The organism is Pseudomonas gregormendelii (genome assembly GCF_017114825.1).
Taxonomy (GTDB): domain Bacteria; phylum Pseudomonadota; class Gammaproteobacteria; order Pseudomonadales; family Pseudomonadaceae; genus Aquipseudomonas; species Aquipseudomonas gregormendelii.
In genome coordinates this window covers 278,534-298,890 of the sequence record NZ_JADEVO010000001.1, presented here as the reverse complement: position 1 = coordinate 298,890, position 20,357 = coordinate 278,534, and the positions used below count along the sequence as shown (strand labels likewise).

Annotated in this window: 20 protein-coding genes; 7 read left to right on the top strand and 13 right to left on the bottom strand. The window is 60.9% G+C overall.

The window, feature by feature from the left end:
- Nucleotides 1-95: 95 nt before the first annotated feature.
- Nucleotides 96-851, bottom strand: coding sequence for a COG4705 family protein (locus tag IMW75_RS01385; RefSeq protein WP_205891683.1), 756 nt, complete (start codon nt 849-851; stop codon nt 96-98).
- A gap of 219 nt (nt 852-1,070) precedes the next feature.
- Here IMW75_RS01385 and IMW75_RS01380 point away from each other — a divergent pair, with 219 nt between their 5' ends.
- The gene (locus tag IMW75_RS01380; protein WP_045058270.1) at nt 1,071-1,700 is read left to right on the top strand and encodes a flavin reductase family protein; all 630 of its coding nucleotides are present in this window, start codon (nt 1,071-1,073) and stop codon (nt 1,698-1,700) included.
- A 15-nt stretch (nt 1,701-1,715) separates the two neighbouring features.
- On the opposite strand, the gene IMW75_RS01375 is transcribed toward IMW75_RS01380, so the two are convergent.
- Both IMW75_RS01375 and IMW75_RS01370 read right to left on the bottom strand, forming a co-directional pair.
- The gene (locus tag IMW75_RS01375) at nt 1,716-1,946 is read right to left on the bottom strand and encodes a hypothetical protein (protein WP_045058271.1); all 231 of its coding nucleotides are present in this window, start codon (nt 1,944-1,946) and stop codon (nt 1,716-1,718) included.
- Between the two features lie 41 nt (nt 1,947-1,987).
- Entirely contained in the window at nt 1,988-2,341 is a 354-nt protein-coding gene (locus tag IMW75_RS01370; RefSeq protein ID WP_045058272.1) for a putative quinol monooxygenase, read from the bottom strand.
- Between the two features lie 334 nt (nt 2,342-2,675).
- Here IMW75_RS01370 and IMW75_RS01365 point away from each other — a divergent pair, with 334 nt between their 5' ends.
- On the top strand, nt 2,676-3,605 hold the full coding sequence (locus tag IMW75_RS01365; RefSeq protein ID WP_205891682.1) for an AraC family transcriptional regulator: 930 nt from the start codon (nt 2,676-2,678) through the stop codon (nt 3,603-3,605).
- 132 nt (nt 3,606-3,737) lie between these two features.
- On the opposite strand, the gene IMW75_RS01360 is transcribed toward IMW75_RS01365, so the two are convergent.
- From IMW75_RS01360 to IMW75_RS01335, 6 genes are all read right to left on the bottom strand, one after another.
- The gene (locus IMW75_RS01360) at nt 3,738-4,793 is read right to left on the bottom strand and encodes an ABC transporter ATP-binding protein (RefSeq protein WP_045058274.1); all 1,056 of its coding nucleotides are present in this window, start codon (nt 4,791-4,793) and stop codon (nt 3,738-3,740) included.
- A gap of 13 nt (nt 4,794-4,806) precedes the next feature.
- Nucleotides 4,807-5,655 carry an ABC transporter permease gene (locus IMW75_RS01355; RefSeq protein WP_045058275.1) on the bottom strand — a complete coding sequence of 283 codons (849 nt, stop codon included), beginning with the start codon at nt 5,653-5,655 and terminating at the stop codon, nt 4,807-4,809.
- Nucleotides 5,652-6,560, bottom strand: a complete 909-nt coding sequence (locus tag IMW75_RS01350) for an ABC transporter permease (protein ID WP_205891681.1) — start codon at nt 6,558-6,560, stop codon at nt 5,652-5,654. Before IMW75_RS01350 ends, IMW75_RS01355 begins: the two co-directional genes overlap by 4 nt.
- Before the next feature lie 156 nt (nt 6,561-6,716).
- Entirely contained in the window at nt 6,717-7,820 is a 1,104-nt protein-coding gene (locus tag IMW75_RS01345; RefSeq protein WP_205891680.1) for an extracellular solute-binding protein, read from the bottom strand.
- A gap of 214 nt (nt 7,821-8,034) precedes the next feature.
- A complete protein-coding gene (locus IMW75_RS01340; protein WP_205891679.1) occupies nt 8,035-9,483 on the bottom strand; it encodes an aldehyde dehydrogenase family protein in 1,449 nt (482 codons plus the stop codon).
- Complete coding sequence (locus IMW75_RS01335) at nt 9,480-11,117, bottom strand: 5-guanidino-2-oxopentanoate decarboxylase (protein WP_205891678.1); 1,638 nt, start codon at nt 11,115-11,117, stop codon at nt 9,480-9,482. The genes IMW75_RS01340 and IMW75_RS01335 overlap by 4 nt, the downstream gene beginning before the upstream one ends.
- A 159-nt stretch (nt 11,118-11,276) precedes the next feature.
- Here IMW75_RS01335 and IMW75_RS01330 point away from each other — a divergent pair, with 159 nt between their 5' ends.
- Nucleotides 11,277-12,158, top strand: coding sequence for a LysR substrate-binding domain-containing protein (locus IMW75_RS01330; RefSeq protein WP_045058280.1), 882 nt, complete (start codon nt 11,277-11,279; stop codon nt 12,156-12,158).
- 163 nt (nt 12,159-12,321) lie between these two features.
- Here IMW75_RS01330 and IMW75_RS01325 read toward each other — a convergent pair whose 3' ends face one another.
- Nucleotides 12,322-13,200: an MBL fold metallo-hydrolase gene (locus IMW75_RS01325; protein ID WP_205891677.1), complete on the bottom strand. Its 879-nt coding sequence runs from the start codon at nt 13,198-13,200 to the stop codon at nt 12,322-12,324.
- 113 nt (nt 13,201-13,313) lie between these two features.
- On the opposite strand from IMW75_RS01325, the gene IMW75_RS01320 reads away from it, so the two are divergent.
- A complete protein-coding gene (locus IMW75_RS01320; RefSeq protein WP_205891676.1) occupies nt 13,314-14,228 on the top strand; it encodes a LysR family transcriptional regulator in 915 nt (304 codons plus the stop codon).
- Between the two features lie 172 nt (nt 14,229-14,400).
- On the top strand, nt 14,401-14,577 hold the full coding sequence (locus tag IMW75_RS01315) for a hypothetical protein (protein WP_163019474.1): 177 nt from the start codon (nt 14,401-14,403) through the stop codon (nt 14,575-14,577).
- 9 nt (nt 14,578-14,586) lie between these two features.
- Here the strand turns inward: IMW75_RS01315 and IMW75_RS01310 are convergent, their stop codons facing one another.
- Nucleotides 14,587-15,483, bottom strand: coding sequence for a helix-turn-helix domain-containing protein (locus IMW75_RS01310; RefSeq protein WP_045057965.1), 897 nt, complete (start codon nt 15,481-15,483; stop codon nt 14,587-14,589).
- A 180-nt stretch (nt 15,484-15,663) separates the two neighbouring features.
- Here IMW75_RS01310 and pobA point away from each other — a divergent pair, with 180 nt between their 5' ends.
- Both pobA and IMW75_RS01300 read left to right on the top strand, forming a co-directional pair.
- Nucleotides 15,664-16,857, top strand: coding sequence for a 4-hydroxybenzoate 3-monooxygenase (gene pobA, locus IMW75_RS01305; RefSeq protein ID WP_205891675.1), 1,194 nt, complete (start codon nt 15,664-15,666; stop codon nt 16,855-16,857).
- 76 nt (nt 16,858-16,933) lie between these two features.
- A complete protein-coding gene (locus IMW75_RS01300; RefSeq protein WP_205891674.1) occupies nt 16,934-18,451 on the top strand; it encodes a DHA2 family efflux MFS transporter permease subunit in 1,518 nt (505 codons plus the stop codon).
- Nucleotides 18,452-18,527: 76 nt separating this feature from the next.
- Here the strand turns inward: IMW75_RS01300 and IMW75_RS01295 are convergent, their stop codons facing one another.
- Both IMW75_RS01295 and IMW75_RS01290 read right to left on the bottom strand, forming a co-directional pair.
- On the bottom strand, nt 18,528-19,376 hold the full coding sequence (locus IMW75_RS01295; protein ID WP_205891673.1) for a cache domain-containing protein: 849 nt from the start codon (nt 19,374-19,376) through the stop codon (nt 18,528-18,530).
- Between the two features lie 72 nt (nt 19,377-19,448).
- Nucleotides 19,449-20,318: an ATPase gene (locus IMW75_RS01290; RefSeq protein WP_045057969.1), complete on the bottom strand. Its 870-nt coding sequence runs from the start codon at nt 20,316-20,318 to the stop codon at nt 19,449-19,451.
- Nucleotides 20,319-20,357: the final 39 nt, after the last annotated feature.

Here is a 20,357-nt window from a genome sequence, read left to right as displayed (position 1 = left end):
CACATTCAGGTCGGCTGCACCGGCCTCTTCGTCGAAACGCCGTCCGGAGCTTGTGAGTTCCGGGCGGCATTGCGATGGAGCCCCCCAAAAATCTATCAGCTCAACTCGGCAGCCGCCGGCTTCGCGTACTTGTTTTGCGCGTAGGAAGCACCCGCAATCATCACCATCAGAATCCCCGCCAACACCAGCGAGGAGCCAATCGTACCGAAATCCAGCCCCCCCTTTTCATCCGGTTTTGTCAGGAAGTCACCTAGGGTCGCCCCGAACGGCCGGGTGAGGACAAATGCCACCCAGAACAGCAACACTGACGAAATCCTGGTCAAGTATTTGAGCAGCACCACCATCACAATGGTCGAGCCGATCAACAGCGCGCCACCGGCAAAACCCAGGCCCGAGTCGTCGGCCAGGTAATCGCCGAGTGCCGTGCCCAGGGTGTTTGAAAACAGGATCGCCATCCAGTAAAACATTTCGCCGCGCAAGGTCTGCACTTTGGTCACATTCAGTGAATCACCGCTCAAGCGCCAGGCGGCAAAAATCCCAACCAGGATGGCAATCAGAATCATCGAACCGGTGGCGTAGCCCAGACCCAGGGTACGATCCATAAAGTCCGACATCGTGGTGCCGGCCGTGCTGGTCGACAGGATCACGATCCAGTACAGCACCGGTTTGTAAGACTTGGACATCAGCTGAGTGATCAACGTCAGCACAAATACGCTGATCAGAATCAGCGAGCTGATGGCGTAGCCGACATTGAGAGTCATCGATAGCAAATCGCCTGCGGTCTCCCCCAAGGTCGTTGCGCAGATTTTCATCACCCAGAATGCCAGGGTTATTTGAGGAAGTTTATTCATCGAGGATAGCGCTCCAGCGTGCGTGGTCGTTTCTTGGTTTTGCACGCAGACTGGCGGGGGCTTGGTGAAAAATAGGTAGGTGCTTTATGAAAAATCTGTCACTTACGCAAATGGGAAGATTTTATGGCGACCGGGCTTGCTCGTGATGCTGTGTCAGATACATTGCTTTTGACCGACAGATTATCGCGAGCCAGCTCGCTCCTAAAGGAACGCTACTCCATGCCCGACGACATCCATTTCTACGAACCTGCCAACGGCCATGGCCTGCCCCACGATCCGTTCAACGCCATCGTCGGGCCGCGGCCCATCGGCTGGATTTCGTCGCAGGATGCCAACGGCCGCCTTAACCTGGCGCCCTACAGTTTTTTCAACGCCTTCAACTACATTCCGCCGATCATCGGGTTCTCCAGCGTCGGGCGCAAAGACAGCTTGAACAATATCGAGCAGACCGGCGAATTCGCCTGGAACCTGGCCACTCGTCCATTGGCCGAGCAGATGAATCAGAGCTGCGCGATGGTCGGGCCTGAGGTCAATGAATTCGAGTTGTCCGGGCTGACACCCGTGGCCTCGAAAGTGATCCAGGTGCCACGGGTCGCTGAAAGCCCGGTGTCCTTTGAATGCAAGGTAACGCAGATCATTCAGCTGCAACGGGCTGACGGCAATGTGGTGCCCAGCTGGCTGATACTCGGCGAAGTGGTGGCCGTGCACATTGCCAAATGGCTGCTCAAGGATGGGGTGTACGACACCGCCGCGGCAGAGCCGATACTGCGCGGCGGCGGGCCGGCGGATTACTTCCAGCTGGGGCCGGAGGCACTGTTCAAGATGTTCCGCCCAGGGGCGACCAGGTAGCTACTGCTCAGATGACTACCAGATCAGTTCGCCGTCTTCACCGACGCCCTTGAGGTGCGTCAGTTGCATGGCGGCAGCCTCGTCCGCCTCCTTGGCGGTCTTGAAGGTCTGTTCTTCCAGCAGCTTGTTGAAGCGCGGTGCGCCCGAGCTACCGATGGCTTTGGTGGCAATCGCCGCGTAGTAACCGCCCTCGCGGGGGACAACGGCCGATACGGCTTCGAAGGTTTCAAAGGCTTTACGTGCCATGTCGGGCATCCTGGCTGATTGAGAATGCCGTCATTAAACCCTCAACCCGCCATTTTGTGTACCCAGGACTGGGTCTGTCCGAGCGCCTGGGCGGCTGATACTTGCTCGAAGGTATGAAAATCCAGGCTGTTGACCACCAGGTCCTCCACCAACTCAGCAAAAATCTGCATGGCCGGGGTGCTGAAGTAGGCCGTCATGGCCTGTTGATCGAGCCAGAAACCGGACACCAGCCACAACTGCGGATCGCATTGTGAATGTTGCAAGGCGAAGCTCAGGCAGCCCGGTGCAGTAAGCGACGGTTCTATCAGGGCACTGAGACGCGCGCCCAGTTCCACCGAACGCCCGGCACGAGCACGAACAAAGGCCATATGGCTGACGGGAATTTGCGTAGACATGTTCAACCCTCCCAGGTACTCAAGTGGCAGCCGTGGGACGGGCTGCGACAGGATCAAAGGTTAAGCGCGCCCGGGAGAACGCGGTTAGTCGATTCCTGCCGGCTTGTTGCACGATCCTGCCAGGCCTCTCCGGGAACCTGTAACAACCTGTAAATGCTGTCACAGCATTGAAATATGACTTTCGAGCAAGTTTGCCCGGCTAGCGCCCGCCGCCACCGTGAAACACTTGAGCCCGGTGCAGAATCAGGCAAGCATTTCGCAGGATGTGTCTACCGTTGTTCCTTGCACAAATTTAAGCTCTGCTCATCCCACCACTTCGCCGAGGATGCCGTGCATGTCGTCGCTCGATCACTTTGAAGCCCCGCTGGACGCCGACATGGAAAAACAGCGGGCGGAACTGGCCGCTATCATTCGCCGCAACACGCTGGATGATGGCACCTATGCCACGGCCGTCGGCTCGCTGTTCATGTCGCGCCACAGCAAGTCCCACGATTTTGCCCCGGTGCTCGCGCAACCGGCACTGTGCATCATGGCCCAGGGGCGAAAAGAGGTGCGCCTGGCCGATGAGTTTTTCAATTACGACCCACTGAATTACCTGGTGGTGTCGGTCTCGATGCCGCTGAGTGGGCGGGTGGTGAATGTCACTTGCGAAGAACCGATACTGGCCGTGCGGCTGGATATCGACCCGGCGGAAATTACCGCGTTGATTGCCGACGCCGGCCCCCTTGGCGTGCCGACCCGCCCTACGGGGCGCGGCCTGTACGTGGAGCAGATCGATACCGCGATGCTCGACGCCGTGCTGCGCCTGGCCCGCCTGCTCAATTCACCCAAGGACATCGGCATGCTTGCGCCGCTGATTCGCCGCGAGATTCTCTACCGCCTGCTGCGCAGCCCGCAGGGGCATCGCCTGTATGAGATTGCCATTGCCAACAGCCAGAGCCATCGCATCAGCCAGGCGATCAAATGGCTCAATGGCAATTACGAGCAACCGTTGCGCATCGATGACCTGGCCAAGGAAGTAAACCTGAGCGTGTCGACGCTGCATCACCGGTTCAAGGCAATGACCGCGATGAGTCCGCTGCAGTATCAGAAGCAGCTGCGTTTGCAGGAGGCGCGGCGGTTGATGCTGGCCGAAGGGCTGGATGCGTCGGCGGCGGGGTATCGGGTGGGGTATGAGAGCCCGTCGCAGTTCAGCCGGGAATACAGCCGGCTGTTCGGTGCGCCGCCGTTAAGGGATCTGGCGCGGTTGCGGTTGTCGGTGTAATCCAAATAGTGATGGGTGGCCACTGGCCTCATCGCGGGCAAGCCCGCTCCCAAAGGTTCTGTGAACACCAAAAATCACTGTGGGAGCGGGCTTGCCCGCGATGAGGCCGCAAAGGCCGCCATCGAGTCAGGATCAGGCGCCGAGCACCCGGCACGCCTCGGCCGGCAGGGTTACCGACACCGGGTTGCCGATGCTCAGGCCGAAGCCCTGGCAAGGCGTACTCAAGGCAGTAAACGACACCCCCGAACACTCCACCGTGGTTTCAATCGTCGCGCCGATGTCGCGCACGAACGTCACCCTGCCCAGCAGACGGTTTCCCGCCGTGGCCTGGGGCTGCGACAGCTGCAGGTCCTCGGGACGAATCAGCATCTTGACCTTCGCCCCCGCCACTATGCTGCTGCAGATCGGCACTTGCAGGGCGTCCCCACCGGGCAAACCGACCTTGCCATTGCCCAGCGCCGTAGCCGGAAAAATGTTGCCCGAGCCGATGAAGTCGGCAACGAACTCGTTGGCCGGATGCCGGTAAATCTCGATGGGCGTCCCTACCTGCTGTACCCGATGCTCGCCCAACACGACGACGATATCGGCCATGGTCATGGCCTCACGCTGGTCGTGGGTGACCATGATGGTGGTGATGTTCAGGCGCTGTTGCAGTTGGCGGATTTCTACCTGCATCGATTCCCGCAGCTTGGCGTCCAGCGCCGAAAGCGGTTCATCCAGCAACAGGATTTTCGGGTGTGAGGCAATTGCCCGGGCGATCGCCACGCGCTGGCGTTGCCCGCCGGACAACTTGGACACCGGGCGATCAATCATCTCCTGCAACTGAATCAGCTGCAGCAACTCCACCACCCGCGCCTGTTGATCAGCCTTGCTGACCCCACGCAGCTTCAAAGGGTAAGCGATGTTCTCCCCCACGGTCATGTGCGGAAATAACGCCAGGGATTGGAACACCATGCCGAAATTGCGCAGATGCGCCGGGGTGTGGCCGATGTCTTCACCGTCCAGGCGGATCTCCCCGCCCGAGAGGGTTTCGAGCCCGGCGATCATGCGCAGCAGGGTGGTTTTCCCGCAGCCCGAGGGGCCGAGAAAACACACCAGCTTGCCCTCGGGCAAATGCAGGTTCACATCCTTTACCGCGCAGGCCGAGCCGTAGTGTTTTTCGACGTTTTCCAGAATCAGACCAGTCATGTTGCACCTCAAATCAAAAGGAAACGCCGCCCTCGCCCACCAGCTTCTCCAACGCCCAGATCAGGACGAAGTCGATCAGCACGATCAGCACGGCAAAGGAAAAGACAGTCGGGTCAAGCGATGACACGGTGCGGCTGTACATCCAGATCGGCACGGTCATGACATCGATGGTGTAGAGGAAGTAGGTCACGGTGAACTCGTTGAACGAGACGATGAACGCCAGCAGCATCCCCGCGAGAATTCCCGACTTCATCAACGGCACCACTACGTCAACGATCGCCCGGGTGGGCGACGCGCCGAGCATCTGCGCAGCCTCTTCGACCTCAGTGCCGATGGACAGCATCGCTGCGGTGCAATTCTTCACCACGAAGGGTAATGCCAGGATCACGTGCGCAATCACCAGGCGCGAGGTGGTCATCTGGAACGGCAGGCTGTCGAAAACCAGCAGCAAGGCCAGGCCCAGTACCACCATGGGAAACACCAGCGGCAACGACATCAGTTGCAGCGCCACGGCCTTGCCGCGGAACTCGCAACGGGTCAGCGCATAGGCCGCAGGCACCGCGATGATCGTGGCGAAGACCATGGTCAGGCAAGCCACCATCAGGCTGGTGGTCATGGCTTTGCCCAGGCTCAGCACATCGCTGGAGTCGGGCGAGACAAAGCTGTTCCAGGCGGCCTTGTACCACTGCAGGCTGTAGCTGCTGGGTGGGAAGTCGAGGTTTGAGGCGCCGCTGAATGACATGACGATCATCGTCAGGATCGGCAGCACCGCCAGCAGCAGGATAAAGCCCGACAGCACGCCGGCAAACTTGCCGGTATCGCCCGGCAGTAACGTATGACGCTTGTTGATCACAGTGCTCATTGCGAAGCCTCCATCCTGCGCCGACGCCGGCCAGTGAAATATTCCGACAGGGTCATGATCAGCAGCGTGGTGACAATCAGAACCACCCCGGCTGCGGAGGCAGCGGGCCAGTTCATCAGCGGGGCGATCTGGTCATGGACCATCACCGCCAGCATCGGCACGCGCCGACCACCCAGCAACAGGGGCACTACGAAGCTGCTGGCGTTGTAGGCGAACACCAGCGTTGCGCCGGTGATGATGCCCGGCAGACTCATCGGCAGCACCACCTGGCGGAACACCTGCAAGCGACTGGCGCCGAGGGTGGCCGCCGCCTCTTCGTAGGTGCGGGCGACTCCGCGCATGGCGCTGGCGATTGGCAGTACGGCCAGCGGGAAGGCGGTTTGCACCAGCCCCATCAGCACGCCGTTCTGGTTGTAGAGCAACATGATCGGACGCTTGATCAGACCCAGTCCCATCAAGGCCTGATTGAGCATTCCGCCAGGCCCGAGGATCACCAGCCAGCCATAACTTTGCAGCAGCAGGTTGACCAGCAAGGGCAGCAACACTGCTGCAAGGAAAATTCGCCGCACCAAGGGGGAGGTCAGGCGTGACATGGTGTAGGCCACCGGGATCGCCAGCACCACGGCAATCGCCGCGCTGATCAACGCCAGGCGCAGGGTCAGCAACAAGGATTTGAGGTAGTAAGGTTCCAGCAACTGCGCGTAGCTGGCCAGGCTGAAGCCGGTCCATTCCGCGCCTTTGGTGCCCACGCTCATGCGCAGTACCAGCAGGCTGGCGGCAATCAGCACGCCGAGGAACAGCATCGATGGCGTGAGAAAAAGCCAGGCGCGGGCGGTGGGTGACACGCCGCGTTTTGGCGGTGATGCCGCGATGTTGCCGGGGTGGGTCAGGGGTTGGTGATCCATGGCTAGGGTCTCGTCAATTGCACAGGACGATCTGGTGCACCCCCCCGGTAGGAGCGGCCGCTGGCTGCGATCTTTTGATCCTGAAAATCAAAGTCAAAAAATCGCAGCCTGCGGCAGCGCCTGCAGGGGACCGTGCCTTGCAGGTCGTATGGCAGATCAGGAAGAAAAGATTTCCGTGTAGCGACGAATCCATTGGTCATGCACAGAGGCCAGGAAGGCGTTGTCGTGCATGATCGCCTTCTCGGCAATTTGCTCCGGCGTGAGGATGTACGGGCTCTTGCGGGCCTCGGCGGAGATGATCGCCTTGGCGTTGACCGGGCCGTTGTAAATGTCCTCGGCCATCTTGCCCTGCACCAGCGGGTCCAGGGAGTGGTTGATGAAGGCGTAGGCCAGGTCGGTATCGCCGGGGCGATTTTTCGGCATCACCGAGAGCATCAGGTCGGTGTAGAAGCCTTCTTTCATGCCAAAGGTAGCACCCAGGCCGTAGGCCGGATCGCGGATCTGCTTGGGGAAAAAAGCCGGCGCATACAGGCCACCCATGTCCAGGGAACCGGTGCGGAACAGCTCGGCGATCTGGTTCGGGTTCTCGCCCAGCGTCACCACGCGGTCCTTGAGCTCTGCGAGCTTCCTGAAGCCCGGCTCGATGTTGTGCTCGTCACCACCGGCCAGTTTGGCGGCGATGATGATCAGGTCCATGGCTTCGGTCCAGTTCGGCGGCGGCAGGAAAATGTTCGGCGACAGGTCGGCGTCCCACAGCGCGGCATAGCTGTCCGGCGCTTGCTGGATGGTGCGGGTGCTGTAGACCAGGCTGTTGCACCAAAGCAGGTATCCAATCCCGTGGCCGTTGGCACCGGTGCGGTATTTTTCCGGCACATCGACCAGGTTGGGAATGCGGTTGAGGTCGGGTTTTTCCAGCAGGTTGGCCGCCGCCAGGCCCTCGGCACCAACGCCAGCCAGGGTGATGATGTCGTACTGCGCACGATCGCCGCCAGCCTTGAGTTTGGCGACCATTTCCGAGGTGCTGCCGGTACGGTCAGCGATGACCTTGCAGCCGTATTTGTCTTCAAAGGTCGCCGCGATGTTGCGCAGCGCGGCAAGGCCGGTGTCGTCGGACCAGGTCAACAGGCGCAGGGTTTTACCCTGGAAACGGGTGTCGCTGGCATTGGCCTTGATGAACGGCATGCTCATGGCCGCCGCGGCTACCGAGGCTACGCCCACGGTCTTGATGAATTGACGTCTGTTCAGATCATGCTCGCCCATTACGGACTCCCTTTGTTTTTGTAGGTATAAGGCAGGTCAAAACTGTTGCATCCGCGTCCGGATCAGCGTTATCCCTCGTATTTTCGGGGCTTGGCGGAACCAGCGAGTTCATCCTGAGGTCGTGCAAAACACCTGACTATCGATAAAAACTCATCGAAGCCATGACATCAGCACATGCCTCGACAAGAGGCACGCACTCACCATATTCGAGCGATCAGATGGCTCGAATGACGTGTTTTATTTCCTGGAAAGCCTGCAAGCCCCACGGCCCCAATTCGCGGCCAATGCTGCTCTGCTTGTAACCACCCCAGGCAGCCTGCGCAAAGATCACCTGTGGCGCGTTGATCCACACGAGCCCCGCCTGCAAGGCGTTCGCGACGCGATCCGCCGTTTCGGCATTGCGCGTGACGACACTGGCCACCAGACCGAACTGGCTATCGTTGGCCAGGGCAATCGCCTCGCCTTCGGAGGCGAAACTGCGCACGCAAATGACCGGGCCGAAAATCTCTTCACACCAAAGCGCACTGCCCTGGGGCACGTCGGTGAAGATCGTCGGCTGCAAAAAATAGCCTCGTGGAAGGTCCGCCGGGCGATTGCCGCCGCAGATCAGCTTCGCGCCAGCGCTCAAGCCACGGTCGATGTGGCCGAGTACCCGCTGGTATTGCGCCTGATTGACCAGCGCGCCCATTTCCACCGCCGGATCGAACGGGTCCGCCACACGAATGGCTTCGGCACGAGCCTTCAAGCGAATGAGAAACTCATCCGCCAGTTCATCGGCGACCAACACACGGCTGGTGGCCGAACACATTTGTCCGGCATTAAAAAACCCGCCGCCACACGCCACTTCCACCGCCAGCTCAAGGTCGGCATCAGCCAGCACCAGCAACGAGGATTTACCCCCCAGTTCCAGGCTCACGCCCTTGACGGTTTCCGCCGCGCGCTGCATCACCTGCACCCCTACCGCGTTGCTGCCGGTGAAGGAGATCTTGGCGATGCGCGGGTCCGCCGACAGCGGTGCGCCGACAGCCAGCCCAGTGCCGCAGACCAGGTTGAACACGCCCTGGGGCAGACCCGAACGGGCAATGATCGCCGCCAGCTCCAGCTCTGGCAGGGGCGTTACTTCGGACGGTTTGAGCACCACGCAGCAACCGGCGGCAAGGGCCGGCGCGAGCTTCCAGGCGGTGGTGACCATCGGGAAATTCCACGGCACGATAAGGCCGACCACACCGCAAGGTTCCCGGCGTACTCGAGCGCTGAAATCGTCTGTTGGTAACTCGACCGGGCTGTCCTGTTTCGCGTCCAGGCCTTCGGCCAGACCGGCGTAGTACTCGAAAGTGGCGATGACGTCATCGACGTCGATGGCGGCTTCGAACAGTGGCTTGCCGTTATTGCTCGACTGCAAATGCATCAACTGCTCACGACTGGCCTGCGCGCCTGCGGAGATCTTGCGCAGGATCGCACCGCGCTCGGCGCCGCTGGTCTGCGACCAGCTCTGGAAGGCTGCGGCGGCGGCAGTGACGGCTTGATCGACGGCAGCTGAGTCGCCACCATTAACCGTTGTCAGCAGGGCCTCGGTCGACGGATTGATCACCCGCAGATGTTCCGGACCGGCAGACCACTGGCCGTTGATAAACAGGCCGTGCAAAGTTGTCGGCAGGCTCATTTCGACACCGCCTGCATCCATTGCGCCTGATCGATCTCAATCAGGGTCGGGCCCTGCCGGTCAGCAGCGACGCGCAGCGCAGTGCGCAGTTGCTCGACCCCCTTCACCGCTTCGGCGGCACAGCCCAGAGCCTTGGCCACGCCGATGAAATCCGGTGTGTAGATGTCCACGCCCACCGGTTCGATGGCGCGGTTGACCATGTATTTCTTGATCTCTTCGTAGCCCTGGTTATTCCACAGCAGGACGATCACCGGGGTCCGGGCTTCTACGGCGCTGGCCAGTTCCGGCAAGGTGAATTGCAGGCCGCCGTCACCGATCAGGCACACCACCGCAGGACGCGCGCCGCCCTCGATGCTGCCACCGAGCCAGGCACCAATCGCCGCCGGCAAGGCATAGCCGAGGGTGCCGTAGCCGGTGGAGGAATTGAACCAGCGACGCGGGCGCTCCGGGTTGAACGTGAGGTTGCCGGTATACACCGGCTGGGTCGAATCGCCGACAAACACTGCATTCGGCAACTCGTGCAGCACGGTTTCCAGGAAGCGGGTTTGTGCCAGGGTCGGCGCGTCCCAGGTCGCTGCCAGCTCGGCGCGCAGACGCGCAGCACGCACCTGGCCCCAATCGGCACGGCGCTCGGCCAGGGATTTGTGCGAGAGCGCGCTCAACAGTGCCTGCGCGGCGTTGCGCGCATCGGACACCAGCGCGACCTGTGGCGGATAGTTGCGCACGGTCTGGTCGGGGTCGATGTCCACCCGCAACAGTGCACCGGGAATCTCGAAACCACCGGCGAACGTCACGTCGTAATCGGTCTCGGCCAGCTCGGTGCCGATGGCCAGCACAACGTCGGCCTCGGCGACCAGGGCACGGGTGGCGACCAGGCTCTGGGTCGAGCCGATCAGCAACGGATGCGCGGACTCCAGCATGCCCTTGGCATTGATGGTCAGGGCCACGGGCGCATCGAGCAACTCGGCCAGTTCAGTCAGCTCGGCTGCGGCATCAATGGCTCCGCCACCGGCAAGAATCAATGGGCGTTTCGCGCCGGCCAGCAGCGCGGTCATGCGGCTGATCGCGCTCGGCGAAGCACCCGCACGATCAATATTGACCGGCACGCTGGCGAGCAGGTCATCCGCTTCCTCGACCAGCACATCCAGCGGAATTTCGATATGCACCGGGCGCGGACGACCCGCCTGGAACAACGCAAAGGCGCGGGCCAACACGCCTGGCAGCTCGGCCGCCGACATCAGCGTATGGGAAAACGCCGCCACCCCGGCCACCAGCGCGCTCTGGTTTGGCAGCTCGTGAAGCTTGCCCCGGCCACCGCCCAACTGGCTGCGCGATTGCACGCTGGAGATCACCAGCATCGGGATCGAATCGGCGTAGGCCTGCCCCATGGCAGTGGTGATGTTGGTCATGCCAGGGCCGGTGATGATGAAGCACACACCGGGCTTGCCGCTGGTGCGCGCATAGCCGTCAGCCATGAAACCGGCGCCCTGCTCATGACGCGGAGTGACGTGGTTGATGCTCGAACGGGCCAGCCCGCGGTACAGCTCCACGGTGTGAACCCCGGGAATGCCGAACACCTGCTCGACCCCGTAACCTTCGAGTAACTTGACCAATACTTCGCCACACGTCGCCATGTCATTGCCCTTCCTGTTCGTTTGAGACGCCGGACCTGCGCAGTGTTTATGATGCGTGGGCAGGTCCAGGGATGGCCTCATTGGAACGGGCGACACGTCGCCTCAACAATGGATAAAAAGTCATACTAGCCATGTCCTTACGTCATACCTTGGATCCCCATGAAACGATTGCCTCCCCTGCCGGCGCTGCACACTTTTCTGATCACCGCGCAGTGCTGCAACTTCACCCGTGCCGCCGAGCAGTTGCACATCACCCAGGGCGCGGTGAGCCGGCAAGTCGCCGGGCTGGAGGATCATCTGGGTTATGAGCTGTTCATTCGCCAGGCCCGGGGCCTGGAGTTGACGGCGCAGGGGCGCGAATGGCTGCCGCGGGTGCAGAAGATTTTCCGCTTGATCGACGAAGCCGTGGACCAGATCGGTGAGACGCGCGAGACCCTGCAGTTGAAGGCGCCGACCTGCGTCATGCGCTGGTTGCTGCCACGGCTGTTGCAGTGGCAAAGGGAGCGTCCGGACGTGCCGGTAGAGTTGACCACCACGGTGAAGCACGGAGTGGATTTTCATCGCGAACAGTTCGACGCCGCAGTGATGTACGGAGCGCTACCGGACAATGCGCTGGCCTCCCTGCACCTGTTCGACGAACAACTGACCCCGGTCTGCTCCAGGCCGCTGCTCGAAGGCCCGGTACCGTTGCAGTCCCCGGATGACCTGCAACAGCATTTGCTGTTGCACCCCACCCGGGACGAACGCGACTGGAAAGCCTGGCTGGCCAGCGCCGGGATACGCTTGAACAACGTGGGCAAGGGCCAGCATTTCGAAACCCTGGACCTGGCCATGTCGATGGCGTCCCAAGGGACGGGCGTGGCGATTGGAGACTGGTCGCTGATCGGGGATGACTTGAGCGCGGGCAGGCTGGTGATGCCCTTCGCGCTGAAGGTTAAAACCGGTCTGGCCTACTACCTGGTGTTCCCGCAGAAACCCGAGCCGTCGCCCAAGCTGCGCGAGCTGATGGGGTGGTTGGTGGAGCAGGCTCAGTCGCGGTAACGCAAAAGCCGGCAGGAGCTGCGTAGGAGCTGCGTAGGAGCTGTCGAGTGAAACGAGGCTGCGATCTTTTGGCGTCTAAAATCAAGATCAAGATCAAGATCAAGATCAAAAGATCGCAGCCTCGTTTCACTCGTCAGCTCCTACAGGTGCAAGGGTTAGCGTATTACCACTGCATCTCACCCTTGGCGACCTTGGCACTGAGCTCAAGCGAACTCTCTTCGCCCAGGGTCGGGTAACGTTTTTTCATGGCGGCGATCAGCGCAGCCGAGTCCTTGGCCTTGGCGGTTTCTTCGTCGAAGGCCCGGATATAGTCAGCGGTAAACTGCACAGCCGCCAGCGACCGGGTGCGCTCGCCCAGGTAATGGCCGGGCACCAAAGTCTGCGGCTTAAGCGTCTCGATGGACTGCAGCGTCGCCAGCCAATCGGCATGGGACTGTGGGGTTTGGGTGTCGGCCATCCACACATGGATGTTCTGCGCCACCACCACGCCGCCTACCACCGCCTTGATCGACGGGATCCACACGAAGCTGCGATCCGGTTGCCTGCCGTCGAGGCCGATCACCTGCAGTTTGTGCCCCTCAAGCATCAGGCTGTCGCCCTTGAGCACCTGCGGGACGATGGTTTTGGCCGGCACATCCGCACCCATTTTCGGCCCCCAGAAGGCCAGTTTTGCGTCGACCGTCTGCGTGATGTGATCCACAGTCGCCTGCGACGCCAGCACCCGGGCTTTCGGAAACGCGGCGGTCAGGGTGTCGAGGCCAAAGTAGTAATCGGGATCACCGTGGCTGATGTAGATCGTGGTCAGTTGCTTGCCGCTGGTGCGAATTTTCTGCACCACTTGTTCGGCCTGGGATTTGCCGAATTGCGCGTCCACCAGCACCGCGTCTTTCTCGCCGCTGACGAGCACCGAACTGACCGGGAAAATAGCCTCGGTACCCGGGTTGTAGACGTCCAGCGTAAGGGGCGCCGCGAGGGCGTGGGCTGCCAGGCCGAACGTGACGCTGGCCAGCAGAATACGTTTGAGGGAAGTGAAACCGATCATGTAGGGCTCCGATGCCGATTGCCGTATGTGGCGATGCGACAGAGCTTAGTTGCCTGCACTGGTACAAAAAATGCGATGCTGCGACATAGTTTGTTTCTAAAATCGGGCAAATCATGGATCGACTTCAAGCAATGCGGGTGTTCGTCTCGGTGGTCGACCTCGGCAGCCAGTCGGCTGCAGCCGATCAACTGGACCTTTCGCGGCCGGTGGTCTCACGTTATCTGGCGGAGCTGGAGGATTGGGTCGGCGCGCGGCTGATGCACCGTACCACGCGCAAACTGAGCCTGACGGCGGCGGGCAGCGAGATACTGCCGCGCTGTCGGCAAATGCTCGAGCTGTCCAGCGACATGCAGGCGGCGGTCACCGAGCCGGACGAGGCGCCCCGTGGTTTGCTGCGCATCAGCGTCAGCACCTCGTTCGGCCAGGCGCAATTGGCGGACGCCATGGCGGCGTTCGTCAAGCGCTACCCTGGCGTCAGCATCGACCTGCAGATGCTCGATCGCACGGTCAACCTGGTGGACGAACGCATCGACCTGGCCATCCGCACCAGCAACGACCTGGACCCGAACCTGATCGCGCGGCGGCTGACAGTTTGCCGTTCGGTCATCTGCGCCTCCCCGGCGTATCTGCACGAGCACCCGGCGCCGCAGCGGGTCGAGGAGTTGAGCGAACACAATTGCCTGACCCACTCCTACTTCGGCAAAAGCCTCTGGCACTTCGAGCAGGACGGCGAGTCGCAGTCGGTGACGGTGCAGGGCAACATCAGCGCCAACGAGGCAAGCACCCTGCTGCGCGCCACCCTGGCCGGCGCCGGGGTGGCGATGTTGCCGAGCTACCAGGCGGGCGTGCACATTGTCAGTGGCGAGTTGATCCGCTTGTTACCCCAAGCCGAACCGCGGCAGATGAACATCTACGCGGTGTACGCGTCCCGCAAGCACATGCCGACGACGTTGCGCTGCATGCTGGATTTCCTGGTGCTGCGGTTTCCGCAAGAGCCGGTGTGGGATGTCGAGTTGGATCGACTGTAGGGGCTGGCGGGGGCTTGGGGGGGCTTTTGATCGGAGGATCTGTTGATTTTCAGCTGTGGGTGGCGCTCTTTGGAAGATCAAAAGCAAATACAAGATCAAAAGATCGCAGCCTTCGGCAGCTCCTACTATGCTCAACGTAGTACCCCCGGGTAGTCGTTCAGAGGTGAGCGCCATGAACATCAAAACAAGAAGATACCTCGCCATTTTCGTCACCTGCGCAGCAACGTTGGCGCTTTATGGCACCGCTGCGTGGCGGGTCGAACAGCTGCGGCAACTGCCCCGCGATTTTGCGAGCTGCAACTTCGAGCGCTGTATTCCCCACAACGCCACCCTCAACGCCCTTCGCTGACGAAAGGCGTCAGGTTTCGTTGTCCTGATCGGCCTTTAAACGGTCGCGAAACGCCTTGGGCGAAATGCCTACCCGACGTCGAAAAAGCCGGGTGAAATTGGTTGGATCGGAAAACCCCAACACGTCGGACATCTCGTAGATCGTCATGCTGGTATAGGTCAGCAGGCGCTTGGCTTCGAGCAGTTGGCGCTCGTGCATGATCTGCAGCGCCGGTTGCCCGGCCAACTCGCGGCAAGTGCCGTTGAGGTGGGAAACAGAGATGCCCAGCCGATGCGCCAGGTCTTCAACCTTGACATGCTGGCGATAGGTTTCTTCCACCAGCTGAATAAAGCCGTTCAGGTACTCGCGCGCCCGCTGCGGACGCTGACTGGCAGACCGTCGCTGCAGGGCCTGGCGGCTGGCCCAGACCATGATCACGCTGACCAGCGAATGCATAAGCATTTCCCGCGCCGGTTGATGACCGGTGTACTCGTCCTGCAGCGCAGTAAACAGGCTGTTTAGATATTCACTGTCCTTGCCCGCCGGATAACTCTCGGCCTGGCCCAGGGCATTCATCGAACTGCCCAGCTGCGCCTGCAGGTGCGCGACCAGCGGCGCAGCCAGCGTGACGATAAACCCTTCGACGTCCTCGGAAAAACGAAAGCCGTGCACGGATAAAGGCGGCAGGATCTGGATCGCCGACTCTGTGAGCAGTGTGCGTTGCCCTTCGATCTCAAGCTCTGCCTGACCTTGGAAGACGAAGAGCAACTGGCACAAATCAGCGTGGCGATGGGGCTTGATTTCCCACTGATGCTCACGGCTGCGTTTGGATATGGTTTCACAATGCAACAGGTCCGGGGTGGGCCAGTCCAGGCTTTCTCCGTAAAGCTTGAACACCGGAATGGAAGGCAGGGCAGGCTTGTTCATAACTTCAATCAGGCCTCGGAGATAGTAGCGGGCGATAATCGCACCGATTGGCAGAATGTACAGGTATCGGCTCAGTTTTCACCTTCAATTGACAGACTCGCAAGTGAAAAATGCAAGCACTCGATCCATAACAATTACTCACCGGCCCTGGCCGAGTGCAGCTTGCGAGCCATAAAAACAATGAAAACGCTGAAAACCCAAGTCGCCATCATTGGTGCAGGTCCATCCGGATTGCTCCTCGGCCAGCTGCTGCACAACGCCGGAATCGACACCCTCATCCTGGAACGCCAGACCCCGGACTACGTCCTCGGGCGCATCCGTGCCGGGGTGCTTGAACAGGGCATGGTAGAGCTGCTGCGCAAGGCCGGTGCGGGACAACGCATGGATGCCGAAGGGCTGATCCACAACGGCTTTGAATTGTCGCTCGACGGTCGCCAGGTGCACATCGATCTGCACGCCCTTACCGGCGGAAAAACCGTGATGATCTACGGCCAGACCGAAGTCACTCGCGACCTGATGGCCGCTCGTCAGATTGCAGGCGCCACGACCCTTTACGGCGTCGAGAACGTCGTTCCCCATGCAATGAAGACCGCTGAACCCTTCGTCACGTTTGAAAAAGACGGCGAGAGCTATCGACTCGACTGCGACTACATCGCCGGCTGCGACGGCTTCCATGGCGTGGCGCGGCAATCGATCCCCGCCGACAGCCTGAAGATTTTCGAACGGGTTTATCCGTTCGGCTGGCTGGGCATCCTCGCCGACACCCCGCCGGTGCACGAAGAGCTGGTCTATGCCCGCCATCCACGCGGGTTCGCCCTGTGCAGCATGCGCTCGTCAACCCGCACCCGTTATTACCTGCAGGTGCCCACCGGGGAGACGGTGGAGCAATGGTCCGATCAGCGATTCTGGGAGGAGCTCAAATCCCGTCTGCCAGCGGAATTGGCCGAAACGCTGGTCACCGGGCCGTCCATTGAGAAAAGCATCGCGCCGCTGCGCAGTTTTGTGGTCGAGCCGATGCAGTACGGGCGACTGTTCCTGGTCGGCGACGCCGCGCACATCGTCCCACCCACAGGAGCCAAAGGCCTGAACCTGGCGGCCAGCGATGTCAGTACGCTGTTTGATATTCTGCTGAAGGTGTACCGCGAAGACCGCCTCGATCTGTTGGAGAAGTACTCGCAAATTTGCCTGCGACGGGTCTGGAAGGCCGAGCGTTTTTCCTGGTGGATGACGTCGATGCTGCACCGCTTCGACGACCACGACGGTTTCAGCCAGCGCGTCGCCGAATCAGAGCTGGCGTACTTCGTCGACTCCGAAGCCGGTCGCAAGACCATTGCAGAAAATTACGTCGGCCTTCCCTACGAGCCTATCGAATAGCCTGCTATCGACTTACACTGGCGAGCATTCCCGCTCGCCTCTTGCCTGCGGATCATCCATTGCCGCAGGTTTTACCGTGACCCACCTCACCCAGCCCGACGCGCCGAAACCGGCGATTCGCAGCGTGCTGATTGCCCTGATGCTGGCGATCTTCCTTGGCGCGCTGGACCAGACCATCGTGGCAGTCTCGATGCCGGCCATCTCCGCACAATTCAAGGATGTCAGCCTGCTGGCCTGGGTGATTTCCGGGTACATGGTGGCCATGACGGTGGCCGTACCGATCTACGGCAAGCTCGGCGACCTGTACGGGCGCCGCAAGTTGATGCTGTTCGGCATGGGGCTGTTCACGCTGGCTTCGCTGTTCTGCGGTATGGCCCAGAGCATGGAGCAGTTGGTCCTGGCGCGAATTCTCCAGGGCATTGGTGCCGGGGGGATGATTTCGGTCAGCCAGGCGATCATCGGCGACATCGTGCCGCCGCGCGAACGCGGTCGCTACCAGGGGTATTTCAGTAGCATGTACGCGGTGGCGAGTGTCGCCGGACCGGTGCTGGGTGGCTACATGACCGAGTACCTGTCGTGGCGCTGGGTGTTCCTGATCAATCTGCCGCTGGGGGTGGGCGCCCTGGTGGTCGCTCATCGCACCCTGGTCGGTCTGCCGGTGCCGCAGCGCAAACCGGTGATCGATTACCTTGGCACCGTGCTGATGATTATCGGCCTGACGGCCTTGCTGCTCGGCATTACCGAAGTCGGCCAGGGCCATGCCTGGAACAGCCTCGAAGTCATGGGGCTGCTCGCGTGTGCGGTAGTGATACTGGGGCTGTTCGTCTGGCACGAACGCCGGGCGCGGGAACCGTTGCTGCCGATGCACCTGTTTGCCAACCGCAATGCCCTGCTCTGCTGGTGCACGATTTTCTTCACCAGTTTCCAGGCGATCTCGCTGATCGTCCTGATGCCCCTGCGCTTTCAGAGCGTCACCGGTGCAGGCGCCGACAGTGCCGCCCTGCACCTGTTACCGCTGGCCATGGGGCTGCCGATAGGCGCCTATTTTGCCGGTCGTCGCACCTCGGTGACCGGACGCTACAAACCGATGATCCTGACCGGCGCGGCGCTGATGCCGATTTCAATTCTCGGCATGGCGTTCAGCCCGCCCCAGGCGATGATCTGGAGCAGCCTGTTCATGTTGCTCAGTGGTATTGCGGGCGGCATGCAATTCCCGACCTCGCTGGTAGGGACGCAAAATTCGGTAGAACAGCGGGACATTGGCGTGGCCACCAGCACGACCAATTTGTTCCGCTCCCTGGGTGGCGCGGTGGGGGTAGCCTTGATGTCGGCATTGCTGCTGGCGCTGTTGCAGGACTCAAGCTTCGCCCACCTGGGCAGCTCGACGCTGATTGGCGAAGGCGGTTCGGGAAATGTCCTGCTGGACGGTTTGAACGCCGCGCCGGGGGATGCGCAAAATGCCCTGCGGGCAGAGTTGCTGCTGACGTTTCGGCACTTGCTGATGGTCAGTGCGGCGGTGTCACTGCTGGGGTTGGCGGCAGCGATTGCAATGCCGAACATGATGTTGCGGGGGCGCGAGGACAAGGTTCGTTAACACAAAGATCGCAGCTTGCGCAGGAGCTGCCGAAGGCTGCGATCTTTTGATCTTTTGATCTTTTGATCTTTTGATCTTATGGGCTGTAATAACCCACAGCCACCAGGAAATGCCCGACCTTTTTCAGGTACGCATGCTTGGCCTCAACCTTGCCAGTCACCGGGTTCTTCCAGCGATATTCGTATTCGCCATAATCCTGTTTGGCAATCAACGCCAGGATCGGCTCGCCCACGGGCTTGCCTTCGGGATCCTTGATCTTGCTGAAGTCGGTGTTGATCAAGCGCAGGTTGGTGCCATGGGCAACGTAACGACCGGTGTCCAGGTCCACCACGAATACATACAGGTCATCCTGCAGGTACCCGCCCTTGAGCGAATTGATCGCGCTCAGGGTGCCTTTCTCATCCTTGGCCAGATCGCCGGCCGCCTTGTTCAGCAACGCCATGGCCTGCTCCGCTGACGCGCGAGGCAGGTAATAGCCCACTGCCAGAATGCGCTGGCCGACACGCTGGTAGAACACGTGCTTGCGCTCGACCTTGCCGTCGGACCAGTTCTGCCAGCGATATTCGGCCTGCTGAATGCCGTTGCCCTCAGGCACCTTCAACGCGTCCTTGAAGGCTTTCTGCAAATCCGGCCCGAGCACATCCGATACATCCCGCCCGATCAACGCCGAAGAAGGCCCGCCGCTGGCGAGCATGACGCCCTTGGTGTCGACCACGAACACATAACGGTCCTTGTCGACAAACTCACCCTGGCGACTGAATGCGGCAAACGCCTTGTCGCCATTCTCATGGTAGTAGGCCAAGGCCTTTTCCAGCAGAGCCTTGGCGGCCTGGCTGTCGTCTTTTTCCGTGCCGGCCGCCTGTGCCTGGCCAAGGCCTAACAACAGCAGCCCCCCCAGTAACATCAATTTATGCCAAACCCCCATTGCGCGTTCCTCATTCCTGTTGGTGTTCAAGCAGCGTAGACGAGCACAGCCGCCAAGGAGCGCACGGCGTCCTCACGGTCGGGCGTTGAGTTGCTTTTGCAGATTCTGGATCTGCGCCTGCAGGGTGTTGATGTTGCGGCTGACCTGAGTGCGGAACGCATCGAATTCGGCAGTATTGCCACTGGCGCTGGCGGGTGGACGATTATCCTGCTGGGCCTTGAGCACGATCATGTCCTGTTCCAGGCGGTCGATGGCCGCGCCTGGATTGCCCTGCTTCTTCAATGCAGCGATATCGGCACCGAGGCTCTTGAGCTGGGCGTCGACCTTGCTGGTATCGGCTGGGGCGCTTTTCAGTGCTGCCAGTTCGCTGCTCAGGGCTTTGACCTGGGCCTGCAACTGGGTGTTGGCGCTCTGCTGTTCAGTGGTTTGCGCGCTCGCCTCGACCAGGCGTTTGTCGAGCTCGGCGGTTTGCGCCGTCATCTGCGCCAGGCGCTTGTCCAGTTCGGTGGTCTGGCCGACAACGCCCTGCTGCTGCTTGCCCTGATCCAGGAGTTTGCTTTCCAACTGCCTGATCTGCAGCTTCAACGCCTCGCTGTCACTGGATACGTTGGTCTGGCTGGCGACCACCTTGCCGGAAATATCCTGCAGGCGCCCTGCCGCTTCCTCGCTGATGCGAGCAAAGCTTTCCTGGGTCGCCACCAGCTGTTGCTCCATCAGCGAAATCTGCTGGAAGCTCCACCAGGCAAGGCCGCCAAAGGCGATGAACAAAGCACCGACCAGTGCCCACAGAGGACCGGTGCTCGGACCTTTGACCTTGACCACCGGGGGCGTGCGCGAGTGCCCGGAATGACGCGCGGCAGGCACAAAATCATCGTCGTCGAGGCTGTCGGCACGCAAGCTCGGTACATCGAAGTCGTCGTTGGCATCGTTACGCATGGACATTGAGTCAACCTTTGTGAACGCGGTGATGGCTTGATGCGG

Coding starts and splice junctions, on each gene's coding strand:
- IMW75_RS01340 (WP_205891679.1), bottom strand. CDS start 9,483: ATGAGCCTGCCGACAACTTTGCACGGCCTGTTTATCAACGGCCAGTGG.
- IMW75_RS01295 (WP_205891673.1), bottom strand. CDS start 19,376: ATGGGGGTTTGGCATAAATTGATGTTACTGGGGGGGCTGCTGTTGTTA.
- IMW75_RS01315 (WP_163019474.1), top strand. CDS start 14,401: ATGAACATCAAAACAAGAAGATACCTCGCCATTTTCGTCACCTGCGCA.
- IMW75_RS01330 (WP_045058280.1), top strand. CDS start 11,277: ATGAAACGATTGCCTCCCCTGCCGGCGCTGCACACTTTTCTGATCACC.
- IMW75_RS01385 (WP_205891683.1), bottom strand. CDS start 851: ATGAATAAACTTCCTCAAATAACCCTGGCATTCTGGGTGATGAAAATC.
- IMW75_RS01350 (WP_205891681.1), bottom strand. CDS start 6,560: ATGGATCACCAACCCCTGACCCACCCCGGCAACATCGCGGCATCACCG.
- pobA (WP_205891675.1), top strand. CDS start 15,664: ATGAAAACGCTGAAAACCCAAGTCGCCATCATTGGTGCAGGTCCATCC.
- IMW75_RS01375 (WP_045058271.1), bottom strand. CDS start 1,946: ATGGCACGTAAAGCCTTTGAAACCTTCGAAGCCGTATCGGCCGTTGTC.
- IMW75_RS01290 (WP_045057969.1), bottom strand. CDS start 20,318: ATGTCCATGCGTAACGATGCCAACGACGACTTCGATGTACCGAGCTTG.
- IMW75_RS01365 (WP_205891682.1), top strand. CDS start 2,676: ATGTCGTCGCTCGATCACTTTGAAGCCCCGCTGGACGCCGACATGGAA.
- IMW75_RS01310 (WP_045057965.1), bottom strand. CDS start 15,483: ATGAACAAGCCTGCCCTGCCTTCCATTCCGGTGTTCAAGCTTTACGGA.
- IMW75_RS01380 (WP_045058270.1), top strand. CDS start 1,071: ATGCCCGACGACATCCATTTCTACGAACCTGCCAACGGCCATGGCCTG.
- IMW75_RS01325 (WP_205891677.1), bottom strand. CDS start 13,200: ATGATCGGTTTCACTTCCCTCAAACGTATTCTGCTGGCCAGCGTCACG.
- IMW75_RS01320 (WP_205891676.1), top strand. CDS start 13,314: ATGGATCGACTTCAAGCAATGCGGGTGTTCGTCTCGGTGGTCGACCTC.
- IMW75_RS01335 (WP_205891678.1), bottom strand. CDS start 11,117: ATGGCGACGTGTGGCGAAGTATTGGTCAAGTTACTCGAAGGTTACGGG.
- IMW75_RS01370 (WP_045058272.1), bottom strand. CDS start 2,341: ATGTCTACGCAAATTCCCGTCAGCCATATGGCCTTTGTTCGTGCTCGT.
- IMW75_RS01360 (WP_045058274.1), bottom strand. CDS start 4,793: ATGACTGGTCTGATTCTGGAAAACGTCGAAAAACACTACGGCTCGGCC.
- IMW75_RS01345 (WP_205891680.1), bottom strand. CDS start 7,820: ATGGGCGAGCATGATCTGAACAGACGTCAATTCATCAAGACCGTGGGC.
- IMW75_RS01355 (WP_045058275.1), bottom strand. CDS start 5,655: ATGAGCACTGTGATCAACAAGCGTCATACGTTACTGCCGGGCGATACC.